This is a genomic window from Saccharibacillus endophyticus, from assembly GCF_013185185.1.
Lineage (GTDB): Bacteria > Bacillota > Bacilli > Paenibacillales > Paenibacillaceae > Saccharibacillus > Saccharibacillus endophyticus.
On sequence record NZ_JAAZWE010000003.1, the window covers coordinates 85,091 to 97,566 of the forward strand.

The window sequence follows — 12,476 nt, forward strand, 5'->3', positions numbered from 1 at the left end:
AAAGCCGCTTTATGCGGCAGCTATCTGGCCAAAACGCAGCTGCGTTTTGAAAAAGGTGTGAAAAAAGTTACATCGAGCGGCCTGTCTTTGTCTAATATCGGCATTTTTGCCCCGCTCTTTTTGTCGAAATTTCGAAAATTTAAAAGGTCATTCCTTCCCATTATAAACCTAGTCGCGGAACGGGGCAATACGAGTTTAATATGTAAAAGTAACCATAATTGAATTTTGTGCATGAAACGGATTATCCGGAAGAAGGCCGCCTAAATGCTTGAGTCACGGGGTATAGAGGCGTATAATGCAGAGAGAAAGCGCAAAGGAGGAAAAACCATGATCGAAATCACGGAAGCGGCCGCTTCGCGCATTAAAGACATGCTGGAGCAGCAGGAGGCGCCGGGCATGTTTCTTCGACTGGGCGTAGCCAGCGGCGGTTGCAGCGGTTTTTCGTACGCGATGGGCTTTGACAATGAAGAGTCCGATGCGGACGACGTATATATGAACGTAGCGGATATCAAGGTAGTCGTATCCAAAGACGATCTGAAATATCTGAACGGTTTGCAAGTGGACTTCGAAGAATCCGGCATGAGCGGAGGCTTTACGATCTTCAATCCCAACGCTGTTGCGACTTGCGGCTGCGGATCTTCGTTCCGTACGCGGGAAGAAGACGAAGTGCTGGCGCAGCCTTGCGATTGATCGCTTGCAGTTGATTGGACAAAGCTTTCGGCTTGGATGCCATTTCCGGGCTGGAAGCTTTTTTTATAGGCCGGATTGCCGGCCGTTTATTTTGCTGCGCGGCATTTTGTGAATTGCGGCGCAATCTTCGACAACAACTGAGCAGCGGATTGTCCCGACCTTTCGAGACAAGCTGTTCGGGAAAGAACTCGCCCGGCGCACCGGGTTTATTTTACGATTTAAGGAGGAGTACCGCATGAAGTCGGTTTCCGTAGAAAGCATTGTCAAAGCGTTCAAGTTGGAGGTTTTGTCGGGAGCAGAGCGTCTGGATCGCGAAATCACCCGTTCCAAAGCCCACCGTCCCGGATTAGAATTCGTCGGCTACTTCGATTATTTTCCGATGAATCGGGTTCAGGTGCTGGGACGCAAAGAGATTACATATTTGCTCCAGCAAACGGTAGAGGAACGCAGGCTGCATATCGGCAATATCGTCAAATACCATCCGCCGTGCTTTATCGTGACGACGGGGCAGCAGGAAATTCCTTTTCTCGAAATGTACTGCGATCAGGAAGGCATTCCGCTGCTGCGTACGCAGGACAAGACGACGGAATTCATTACGAAGCTGGACGGTTATTTGTTAAAAGCGTTGGCGCCGGAGATGTCCATTCACGGCGTGTGCATCAACGTCTCGGGCATCGGGGTTCTTTTGCGGGGGCGTTCGGGGATCGGGAAAAGCGAAACGGCGCATACGCTGATCGGCCGCGGGCATCGTTTCGTGGCGGACGACGTGGTCGTGCTCAAAAAGCTCGGTCCGGCCACGCTGCTGGGGACGCATAATACGATCACCCGCGAGTTTTTGGCACTGCGGAGCATCGGATTGATTAACGTGGTGCGGCAGTACGGGCGAACGGCGTTCCAGGACGAGACGCGTATCGTCCTGGACATCGAGCTGACACCGTGGGACGATAAGGCGCTCAACAATGATCTGGAGGTCGCGGACCAGTTCACGGAATATTTGGGCGTCAAAATCCCGCACATCGAGATCCAGCTTCAGCCGGGGCGGGATACGTCGGGACTGATCGAGGCTGCGGCGAATAATTGGTATTTGAAGCAGTTGGGGTATAGTGCGGCGGAGGAGTTCATGGGGCGGTTGGAGGACGAGATGCCTTCTTGAGCGGGGCGACGAGCGGATTCTGCCTGGACGCTCAAGCTCGTTTTCCTTCGGAAAGCCGAAAGTCGCTTCCATGCAGAATCCGCTCGTCTGGCGGCGCGTCCTCCTGTGTGGGGAAAAGAGAAGAAAAGGGCTAAATCAAGGCATTTAAAGTCAAAAGATCGAAAAGCAATTTAGAAAAGCTGCCCTTCGCGGATGCGATATGGGCAGCTTTTTAGGTTTGTAGCGATCAGTTATACCGACTAAGTTGTATGCAGTGCAAGATTATGAGGCGGGAAAAGGGAGTTTAACAGGCCAAGTTGTAGAATATGCAGTGTTTTGGGTTGGATTAGCTTTTAAAAGGATGATATGGGGCCTGAATGTTGCAGATCTTGCAAGTTGGCGAAGAAAAATGTGCTTTTTGTGAGCAAAATGTTGCATATTCTACAGGGTGTTTGGATAGACTGTAATGAGTTTGATGGTGCTTGTTTAGCGCGTGTACGCAAACTCAACCACGTGCATCTTTTGCTGCCTTTTCGCCCTCGGCGGCGTCACTTTCCCTCGACGTGCCCCGGCACGCCTTCAGAAAAGTTCCTTGCAGAGAACGAAATTTCAGCAAAATCTGCTTTCGTCGGAGTTTTCGTACACGCCCTAATTTGAAGGTCACATTGCTTAAAAGGCCACGTGACCTTTTCAATATTGCCGTAAGAGTGAGCTGCGTTGTCGAATCGGCAATGTAGAGGGTTCGCCGGGTGTAAGTTTGTTTGATTTTTCGCTTTTACGTTGAGTTGTATTTAACGTAAGTCTGAAAACTGGTCGATTTGGAGCTGCACGTTGCTGAAAAAGCAATCTAAATCAGGGGGCACGGGCCGTATACGTACGCAGTTGAAAAGATGTTCGAGCGCTGGGGAAAATTGGGTTGCGATTGCCGCTTATTATGCCCCTTAGCCCAATAAAGTCCGATCATCCGCCATCTTTTTGCCGCTGATGCGTTCGAATTCGGTCATCAGGCGTTCGACGGTCAGGTGCTGTTTGTCGGCTTCGCCGATGTCGAGGATGATGCGGCCTTTGTCCATCATGACGAGGCGGTTGCCCAGGCGGATGGCTTGTTCCATGTTGTGCGTGACCATCAACGTCGTCAGGTTCATGTCGCGGACGATCTCGTCGGTCAGCGACGTGATCAGTTCGGCGCGCGACGGATCGAGTGCGGCGGTATGTTCGTCGAGCAGCAGGATCTGAGGGCGGGTGAACGTCGCCATCAGCAGACTGAGAGCTTGGCGTTCGCCGCCGGACAGCAGGCCGACTTTGGCGTTCAGGCGGTTTTCCAGGCCGATGCCGAGGCGGCTCAGTTCGGCTTGGAAGATTTTGCGCCGGGCGCTGCTGACGCCGAACGAGAAGCCGCGGCGTTTGCCGCGCAGATAAGCCATCGCCAGATTTTCTTCGATGGTCATGCGCGGCGCGGTGCCGGCCATCGGGTCTTGGAACACGCGGCCGATCCAGCGGCTGCGGCGGTGTTCGGGCAGCGCGGTGACGGAACGGTCGCCGATGACGATATCGCCCGTATCGGGCTTCATCACGCCGGAGATCATGTTCATCAGCGTCGATTTGCCTGCGCCGTTGCTGCCGATCACGGTGACGAAGTCGCCGGGATTCAGCTGCAGCTCGATGCCGATCAACGCGATTTTTTCATCGATCGTGCCGGAGTTGAACAGTTTGGATACGTTCGATACATGCAGCATCAGCGTTCGCCTCCCGGAGTGGTTTCGAGCGATTTGAGCAGCTCGGCCGAACGTTTTTTGGCAGCTCCGCGCTGTTTAAGCGCACTGCGTACTGTCGGGAATACGAGCGCAATGATGACGATAACAGCGGTGATCAGTTTCAGGTCGGACGTCTCGAAGCCTTTGATTTGAAGGGCCAGCGAGATGACGATCCGGTAGACAATAGAGCCCAGCACGACGGCCAGCGTGGCGCGGAAGACGGTTTTGGCGCCGAACAGCGCTTCGCCGATGATGACGGAAGCCAAGCCGATCACGATCATGCCGATCCCGGACGTCGCGTCCGCGAACGACGATTGCTGCGCGATCAGTGCGCCGGACAGGGCGACGAGACCGTTCGACAGGCTGATGCCCAGAATCGTCGTGTTGTCCGTGTTTGCGCCGAAGCTGCGAATCATGCGTTTGTTATCGCCGGTCGCGCGCAGCGACAAGCCCAGATCCGTTTTCATGAAAGCATCCAGAGCGAACTTGAAGAGCAGCACGACCACGATCATGAACGGAATCGGCGGAAATACGCTGAGCACGGTGTTTTCGCCCATGATCGACACGTTCGGCATGCCGAGGATCCGCAGATTGATCGAATAGAGTGCGATCATCATCAGAATCCCGGATAAGAGACCGTTGATTTTTCCTTTCGTATGAAGCAGCCCCGTACAAGCGCCGGCGAGCATGCCTGCCAGGATCGCGGTCAGCGACGCGAGCCAAGGCGACGCGCCGTGCGAGATCATGACGGCTGCGGTGGCTGCGCCTGTAGTGAAGCTTCCGTCAACCGTGAGATCGGGAAAGTCGAGAATGCGGAAGGTGATGTAGACGCCAAGCGCCATCAGGGCGTACAGCAGACCCAGATAGACGGCGCCGGGCAGCGAGCCGACGAAATTTTCGAACATAAGTGACGCCTCCTGTGTCAAAAGGGATCGCACATGGTCTCGACCGGATCTACGCTTCGCGCCCGATTGAATGTACAGGCATGAACGTGATCGTCGGGCGAGGCAACGTAACGGGTTAACGGATATTGAGGGAAAACAAAACGGGATGAAGCACACGCTCATCCCGTTTCTTTTCGCTTCATGCGTGCTGCGTTCGTTGATCATGAAGCGTGCGCCGTGACATTGCTTTACCGTCGGAACCTGATCGGTGCAGCAATGACGGCTGCGATGCGGTTTATTGAATGATATTGTTTTCCTGGTCCTGTACTTTGCCTTTCATCTCGTCGGTCACTTCGATGCCTTGAGCTTCGGCGGCTTTGAGGTTCAGGATCAAGTCCAGTTTTTCTTGCATGGCGACAGGGAGGTCGGCCGGTTTTTTGCCGTCTTTCAAAATTTGAACCGCCATTTCGCCTGCTTGGTAGCCGTGATCATAGTACTTGAAGCCGACGGTTGCGAATGCGCCTTTTTCTACCGTGTCGCGATCGCTGGAGAAGAACGGAAGCTTGTTGTCGTTCGCGATCTTGATGATCGTATCGACAGCGCTGACCACCGTATTGTCTAGCGTGATATAGAGGGCGTCCACTTTGCCTACGAGCGACTGGGCCGCCTGTTGGACTTCGGACGTGTTGGTCACGGCTGCTTTGACTAGCGTGATGCCGTGCGCGCCCAATTCTTCCTCTGCACGATCCGCCATGACGACGGCATTCGGTTCGCCTTCATTCAAAACGAGTCCCACCGTTTTTACGTTCGGCAGTTCTTCGGCGATGAAATCGGCCAACTGCTTGATCGCTTCAGGGTTGGTATCGGATGCACCCGTCACATTGGCGCCCGGCTGCTCCATGCTGGCTACGATCTTGGCGCTGACGGGGTCGGTTACGGCCGCGAACACGACCGGAGTTTCTTTGACCTGCGCGGCGACGGCTTGAGCGGAAGGCGTCGCAATAGCGAAGACGAGATCGTTATTGGCACCTGCCAACTTTTGCGCGATCGACAGGTTGTTCGTCGAATCGCCTTGGGCATTATTGTAATCCAGCGTCAGATTTTCGCCTTCGACGATGCCGGCATCTTTAAGCGCCGCGACAAAGCCTTCGCGAGTCGCGTCGAGCGACGGATGTTCCACGATCTGCGAGATCGCGATTTTGTACGTTTTGGCATCGGAATTACTTGCGCTGTCGCCGCCGTCAGTCCCTGTAGACGAGCTGTTTTGGCTGCAGCCGGCCAGAGCGGCGAGCGATAGTGTCAGAACAAGCGGAAGCCATTTCTTTTTCAACATATGTTAGAACCCCTCTCTCTGAATGATGCAAGTATGCCGCACGCGACGGAAACTGAAATGTCGGCGCGCGAGCGATACGAAACATAGTGCCGAGTCTGGATCATTTAATAAGAAACCGCGAAACCGCATTGTAGCTTTCGTGCGAGAAAGTGACAAAGCATGTAAGGACAAAAAACAAGCTGGCGAATGTTTTCCCCTATCTTACGTTGAGTTTTTACCGGCAGTCAATCCACAATCGCATCTTTTCTCAAATAAAAAAAGTTCGTTCCCGAAATCGACTTCGATTTCAACGGAACGAACCTCTTTTCGGCCATGCCGGTCAAATGCGACGCAAGCCGCCCGACATTCCTGCTCCATAACGGTCGACCATGCTGACAAGCAGCAGGACGGCCGCTACCCAATGACCGAACATGCCTACAACCGGGACGGATACGAGCAAACAAGTGACGATCCCTGCTGCCGATCCGTAAAACGATTGCCGGTGCTGCAACGACAACAAGAGGGTGACAGCGTGCAAAGCGAACATGACCACGGAAATGCCCCAACCGCTTCCCATGACTACCATACCGCCCAACAGTGGAAGACCGAGCATAAGCTCGAACAGGCCGCTGATTCCTTTGAACGTGCGTGCGAGCACCATATGATACTCCCCCAGATTCCTTATGTGTTTAAAAGACAAGACATGGTATACTACCCAGCTGCAGAGGAAGTGAATCATGAAGGCTTCATATCGGACCTTATCCGTACGTTAACCGCGATAAAAACTCATCCCATGTGAGGCCTTTCATCTGCCAGGAAACCAGCGCGATCAAGGCGAGGTGAGCCGGATAGAAGAATCGCCACAACCATCGCGGCAGGCGGACTTCCGTTTTCGCGTTCGGCACGGTTGCTTGAATGCCGGCGATGAAGAGCGTCGTCACGATGCTGAAAAATTGGATTTCTCCGCGGAAAAAGAACACGTAAAACAGATTCAAAGCCAAATGACCTCCGACCATTGCCCAGGCATTCGTCATGTAACGGTAAATCAACACCAGCAGAACCCCGTAGATCGCGTAATCGAAGCCCAACGCTTCCATCGGCCAATAAGCGAGGAGCAGCAGAAGCAGGGCAACCGTCCACCGCAGCCAAGTCCGGCCTTTGAAATAATCGATAGCCATGACGATCAACAGCGAGACGAACAATGTGCCGATAACATTGACGCCGGTCGTGGTAAAGGCAAACGAAAACGGAATCTGCGACAGAAGCGCAAGGCCGAACAATCTTGAAGCATAGCGTTTTTTGCTGCGCGTCCGGTGATATCCGACCACCAACAGGTAGCAGTAGATCGGGAAAGCGATCCGTCCGATAATACGCATCCAAAGCTGATCCTGGAAAAAAACGGCTCCCAAATGATCGATCAGCATCGTAATCATGGCAATCAACTGCATGTCGCCTTCACGCTCCTTGGTCCGCTATAAGAATTTGTCCTGAACGCTCCACCAAGTCAACGTCAAGCAGACGATAAGGAAGACGGTGAACGCAATAACGGGGCCGAAGCGCTTTTCTTTCCAAAATTTAATGCCGAGCATCACCATAAACGCGGCGATCATCAAAAGGATGACGACTTCCGCGATCGAGATGACCCAGTATAAACCGCTCGCGAATTTTTCCACGGGGGTTCCTCCTTGTCAATAAATAGAAACAGATGCCGATGCGCAAAAAAGCGCATCAAGTACCAAGACCGCGCACACTTCGTATCGAATGCGGTCGAAATACGAGTAAGAAATGAGATTTGTCACGTTTCGCTCTCATCATACCATGTTGAATACGTATCCGTACAAGCGATAACGCTGTGTATAAAGTTATCCCCAAATCCACAGCGTCATAACAGGCTTACAAGCTTGTTATACCCACATTATACACAAGTTGCACACAGAAAACGGGGGATAAGATAGGGTTTTCAACCCGGCAAAAAGCCCGTTATACCGGGCGCTGACGCGTCGGAGTGCATAACGGGCTTATATACGGGCAGTTTATGTCGATTCTGTGGATAATTTCGGAAATCTTAACGCTTCATGTTGCTGCTATGGCCCGGCGACAATTTCGCTTCCGGATCAAAGTAGACTTTGGCGTTATTCACGGCCGTCGGCGCTTCGCCGAATCCGACCGCGATCAGCTTCAGCTTGCCCGGGTAAGTCGTGACGTCCCCGGCGGCGAAGATGCCCGGAATGTTCGTTTCCATGCGGGTATCGACGACGATCGAATTGCTTTGGATCTCGATACCCCATTCGGAGATGGGGCCGAGCGAAGAGACAAATCCGAAGTTGACGATTACGTCGTCCACTTCGATTTCCTGCGTTTCGCCGGTTTTTACATGGGAAAGGACGACGCGCTCGATGCGTTCTTCGCCCACCAGCTCCGTGATTTCCGTCGGCGTCACGACATTCACTTTGGACGCCATCAGGTTCTCGACGCTGTGTTCGTGGGCGCGGAACTTGTCGCGACGGTGGATCAGCGTGACTTCCTCGGCGATCGGCTCCAACATAAGCGCCCAGTCGACCGCGGAGTCGCCGCCGCCGCTCAGCAGGACTTTGCGGCCCGCGAATTTGCTCAGGTCGCTGATGAAATAATGCAAGTTGACGCCTTCGAAGCGTTCGGCGCCTTCAAGCGTCAGGCGGCGCGGTTCAAATGCTCCTACGCCCGCCGTGATGATCACGGACTTGGCGTAGTGTACGCCTTTGTCGGTCGTGACTTTGAAGCGTCGTTCGTCTTCTTTGTCGACCGCGATTACTTTTTCTTCGAGACAGATTTCTTGCTCGAAATGATTCATTTGCTCAACAAGCTGGTTAACCAATTCCTGTGCGGTTATTTTCGGGAAACCGGCTACGTCGTAGATGTATTTTTCGGGATAAAGGGCAGCCAACTGTCCGCCAAGCTGAGGCATGCTCTCGATCAGCTTTACGGATGCTTGACGCATTCCCCCGTAAAAAGCAGCAAATAGTCCGGCCGGACCGCCGCCGATGATTAGTATATCAGCGATATTTTCGCCGTTGTGGATCTCTGTCACTTGATAAGCACCTCCGAAGGTATCAATCATCATGAATCTATCTCAATGATTTTGTTTCTCAATTCCCATCTATTATAAACTCGTTTTTTACCGGATTGCAAAGCGAATTCCCGGCTTTTTTCTTTGTCCGGACACTTGAGGCTGGCGGTTTTGGCTTACGCACCGTGCAAGTTCCGTGTCAATGCGTGCAAAAGGCACGGTATTTCCGGCTCTCTGACAACTATGAATATTTTTTGTCTGTTCTGCGTCCAAATTTCAAATTTTGTTTTGTAATATGCGCGGGAAAAGCGTACAATGTATGTGATAAAAGTCGCAGTCAAGATGCGGACGGGATAAGCAACCAATAGGGAGAGTTCTCTCCGTTTTTGTGTAAGATTTCACATGAGGCTCAAACCTTTTAGAGGTTATCCCATAAATGACTATCGAATCGAAAAGGGGTAAGGAAAACAATGAACAGCATTCCCAAAATCGTAATTCTGGGCGCCGGATACGCCGGTATCCTCACAGCTCAAAACCTGCAAAAGAAGCTCAAAAACAACGAAGCCGACGTTACGTTGGTTAACCGTCACGACTATCACTACTTCACGACGGAACTGCATATGCCGGCAGCCGGCACGCAGCCGGACACGAAGACTTACGAGAAAATCTCGAACCTGATCGACGAATTCAAGATCGATCTGGTGAAGTCGAACGTAACGGCAATCAAGCCGGAAGAGCGTCAAGTCGTGCTGGAAGACGGCACGCTGTCGTACGACTACCTGGTTATCGCCCTGGGCGGCGACCCGGAAACATTCGGCATCCCGGGCATGAAAGAACATGCCTTCTCGATCCGCAGCATCAACTCCGTGCGCGCGATCCGCGAGCACATCGAGACTCAATTCAAAGAATTCAAAAAAGACGGCGACGAAACCCGTCTGAACTTCGTGGTCGGCGGCGCCGGCTTCACGGGTATCGAATTCGTAGGCGAATTGGCGAACCGTTTGCCTGAACTGGCGAAACAATACGGCGTGGATCCTTCGAAGGTAGGTCTGTTCAACGTCGAAGCGGCTCCTTCCGCTCTGCCAGGTTTCGATCCTGAGCTGGTTACTTACGCAATGGATACGTTGACGAAAAAAGGCGTAACATTCCGTATCGGCGTACCGGTTAAAGCTTGCGACGAAAACGGCGTAACCGTAGGCGAAGGCGAGCGTATCGAAGCGAAAACAGTGGTATGGACCGGCGGTATCCGCGGTAACCACCTGATCGAAGACGCCGGATTCGAAGCCATGCGCGGACGCGTCAAAGTCGACGAGTTCCTCAAAGCTCCGGGTCACGAAAATGTCTTCATCATCGGCGACGGTTCGCTTATGATCGGACCTGAAGGCCGTCCGTACCCTCCGACTGCGCAAATCGCCATGCAACAAGGCGAGCGCGTTGCGAAAAACCTGATCGCGACCATTCGCGGTCAACAAACCGAGAAATTCGCATTCAGCAACAAAGGTACTGTCGCTTCCCTGGGTAAAGGCGAAGCCGTAGCCGTTGTCGCGGGCAAGAAAATTAAAGGCTGGCCGGCAGCTCAACTGAAAAAAGTGGTTGATGCTCGTTACCTGTTCATCATCGGCGGCATGGGTCTCGTGCTGAAAAAAGGCCGTTTCCTGTAAGCACACGTTGTTATGAGAAAGATTTCGCGTCGGGCAACCGACTGAAATATTTCGATAAAGCTTGATATAAAAGGCTGTCTTCGCCCCGTGCAAACGGGATGCGCGGACAGCCTTTTTTTGTATCGTCGCGATCTGAACGTCGTGTTTTGCTCCATGCTTGGACGAATCTTGGAAAATGCCCGTTATGCTGAGCAGCTATTTTCGAAAATGCGGGTATGAAGTGCTTCTGGCAGCGAAAAAGAAGCCGACACCCACTTCGGCTTGGGCTTATACCTCTGCCGACTGCTGTGCGAAAAACACGGCGGAGCCTTGAGCGTGGGCAATGCGCAGTCCGGTGGAGCCGAAGTAACAGCCAGATTCGGAAGTTATACGTAATTAGTTTTTATATAAGGCAGGTCAACGTCGAATAGTACCTGACTCTCGTGAAAGTTGACGATTCGCACACATTTCGGCTAAACGCCATTCCCGATTCGACAGCCGTCAGCAAGGGCGCATCGAATCCCGCGCACAGCGCCCCCGAGCGATTGCGCAGCCATCGCTCGCTCTATATACCCTTCCCGCCCCGGCAGCAGGCGGGAAAAAGCGAAGCGCCCCGGACGATTACAGTCCGGGGCGCTTCGGCTCTATCTTTAAGTATGCGTACGTGCCCAGCGTTCCTGCGGGAGGCGAAGTGTTCGAGTGCAGAGCCTGCTTATGCTTCCGATGCTAGTTTTCTTGCGAAAACTTTTAAGCGTTCGCCTCTGTCCTCGGGAAATTCCCATATAAAAATCCAATCCAAATTTCCCGAGGACAGGAAGCGACGAAACCGAACACTTCGCCGGACGCACGCTCCCCATTTTTCACAACGCACGCAGCAAAAAGAGCGCCCGCCAGCGCGAACCTACAGTCGCCCTAAGCAAACGCCCTTCCTGAACCTTTTTCCCGCCTGCCGCCGTTAAACCTTCAACATCTCCACGGCCTTGTCCCAATCCAACAAATTCCCGACGTAAAAAGCCCCGAATTCCCCGTACCGGGCGCTGACTTCGTCGAATCTCATTTCATAAATCAGCTTCTTGAACTGCAAAGCGTCGTCCGAGAACAGCGTAACGCCCCATTCCCAATCGTCAAAGCCGACCGAGCCGGAAATGATTTGCTTCACTTTGCCCGCATAGCCGCGTCCGATCATGCCGTGGCTGCGCATCATCGATTTGCGGTCGTCCATCGACAGCATGTACCAGTTGTCGTTCAGATCGCGCTTTTTGTTCATCGGATAGAAGCAGATATGGGCCGATTTCGGCAGTTCCGGTTTCAGGCGGGCGATGATCTGAGGATTCTGCATCGGATCTTCGCCTTCTTTGCTCAGGTAGTTGCTCAACTCCACGACGCTCACGTAGGAGTATTCCTTTTTCGTGAACTTGGCGAAGTCGGTCTTGTTGAATTCCGTCTCCAGTTTGTTCAAGTCGTCCAGCGTTTCGCGCAGGTACATGAACACGAAATCGGCTTTTTGCCCCACGATCGAATAAACTGCCGTACTGCCTTTTCCCGCTTCGGCCGTTACGGAGAACTCTTTCATGAACTCTTCCAAGTCTTCCATTGCTCCGGCACGTTCTTCCTGGTCGGCCGCTTTCCACAGCGTCCAGTCGATCGAACGGAAATCATGCAGGCAATACCAGCCTTCAAGCGTCAGCGTAGCTTCATTCATGAATCGTATCACTCCCAAATCAGATTGTATGTTGGAGATTTTCACAAACCGTGCTGCAAAAATCCATTTGTATAGATGCCGAATAGGCGCTTCCGGGAACTCCCATTTTCCATTGTATCGCAATTGAGAAGGGAAGGGCAATTCGCTCCGCAAAAAATCCCCTCTATTGAAAAGTACGGTCGATTGCCTACTCATCCGTAAGAAAATAAGCATTCCGAAGCCCGAACGCATCTGAATGAGCGGCTACTTCGTATTCCTCGAAATTTGGGTCCTTTCCGCCCTTTCATGCAGAAAGAATTGTGGTAAAATGGAGGGG

11 protein-coding genes and 1 pseudogene are annotated in these 12,476 nt (G+C 52.7%); 4 read left to right on the plus strand and 8 right to left on the minus strand.

Annotation, left to right across the window (positions count from 1 at the left end; translation table 11 throughout):
• Window positions 1-327: 327 nt before the first annotated feature.
• Both HRQ63_RS11715 and hprK read left to right on the plus strand, forming a co-directional pair.
• Window positions 328-690, plus strand: coding sequence for a HesB/IscA family protein (locus HRQ63_RS11715; protein ID WP_172243705.1), 363 nt, complete (start codon window positions 328-330; stop codon window positions 688-690).
• Between the two features lie 235 nt (window positions 691-925).
• The gene (gene hprK / locus HRQ63_RS11720; protein WP_172243708.1) at window positions 926-1,843 is read left to right on the plus strand and encodes an HPr(Ser) kinase/phosphatase; all 918 of its coding nucleotides are present in this window, start codon (window positions 926-928) and stop codon (window positions 1,841-1,843) included.
• Between the two features lie 920 nt (window positions 1,844-2,763).
• Here the strand turns inward: hprK and HRQ63_RS11725 are convergent.
• From HRQ63_RS11725 to HRQ63_RS11755, 7 genes are all read right to left on the minus strand, one after another.
• On the minus strand, window positions 2,764-3,558 hold the full coding sequence (locus HRQ63_RS11725) for an ABC transporter ATP-binding protein (protein WP_037291176.1): 795 nt from the start codon (window positions 3,556-3,558) through the stop codon (window positions 2,764-2,766).
• Complete coding sequence (locus HRQ63_RS11730) at window positions 3,558-4,481, minus strand: ABC transporter permease (RefSeq protein WP_172243711.1); 924 nt, start codon at window positions 4,479-4,481, stop codon at window positions 3,558-3,560. The genes HRQ63_RS11725 and HRQ63_RS11730 overlap by 1 nt, the downstream gene beginning before the upstream one ends.
• A 274-nt stretch (window positions 4,482-4,755) precedes the next feature.
• Window positions 4,756-5,793, minus strand: a complete 1,038-nt coding sequence (locus HRQ63_RS11735; RefSeq protein ID WP_172243714.1) for an ABC transporter substrate-binding protein — start codon at window positions 5,791-5,793, stop codon at window positions 4,756-4,758.
• 319 nt (window positions 5,794-6,112) lie between these two features.
• Window positions 6,113-6,433, minus strand: coding sequence for a hypothetical protein (locus tag HRQ63_RS11740; protein ID WP_172243717.1), 321 nt, complete (start codon window positions 6,431-6,433; stop codon window positions 6,113-6,115).
• A 97-nt stretch (window positions 6,434-6,530) separates the two neighbouring features.
• A complete protein-coding gene (locus HRQ63_RS11745; protein WP_172243720.1) occupies window positions 6,531-7,220 on the minus strand; it encodes a TraX family protein in 690 nt (229 codons plus the stop codon).
• A 24-nt stretch (window positions 7,221-7,244) separates the two neighbouring features.
• Window positions 7,245-7,445, minus strand: coding sequence for a hypothetical protein (locus HRQ63_RS11750; protein WP_172243723.1), 201 nt, complete (start codon window positions 7,443-7,445; stop codon window positions 7,245-7,247).
• Between the two features lie 392 nt (window positions 7,446-7,837).
• Window positions 7,838-8,839: an NAD(P)/FAD-dependent oxidoreductase gene (locus HRQ63_RS11755; RefSeq protein WP_172243727.1), complete on the minus strand. Its 1,002-nt coding sequence runs from the start codon at window positions 8,837-8,839 to the stop codon at window positions 7,838-7,840.
• Window positions 8,840-9,288: 449 nt separating this feature from the next.
• On the opposite strand from HRQ63_RS11755, the gene HRQ63_RS11760 reads away from it, so the two are divergent.
• Together HRQ63_RS11760 and HRQ63_RS26365 are read left to right on the plus strand one after the other, a co-directional pair.
• Window positions 9,289-10,479 carry an NAD(P)/FAD-dependent oxidoreductase gene (locus HRQ63_RS11760; RefSeq protein WP_172243730.1) on the plus strand — a complete coding sequence of 397 codons (1,191 nt, stop codon included), beginning with the start codon at window positions 9,289-9,291 and terminating at the stop codon, window positions 10,477-10,479.
• 246 nt (window positions 10,480-10,725) lie between these two features.
• A pseudogene (locus HRQ63_RS26365) lies at window positions 10,726-10,854 on the plus strand (HAMP domain-containing sensor histidine kinase); the annotation flags it as partial.
• A 559-nt stretch (window positions 10,855-11,413) separates the two neighbouring features.
• On the opposite strand, the gene hemQ reads toward HRQ63_RS26365, so the two are convergent.
• Window positions 11,414-12,160, minus strand: coding sequence for a hydrogen peroxide-dependent heme synthase (gene hemQ / locus HRQ63_RS11765; protein ID WP_172243733.1), 747 nt, complete (start codon window positions 12,158-12,160; stop codon window positions 11,414-11,416).
• Between the last annotated feature and the right edge of the window lie 316 nt (window positions 12,161-12,476).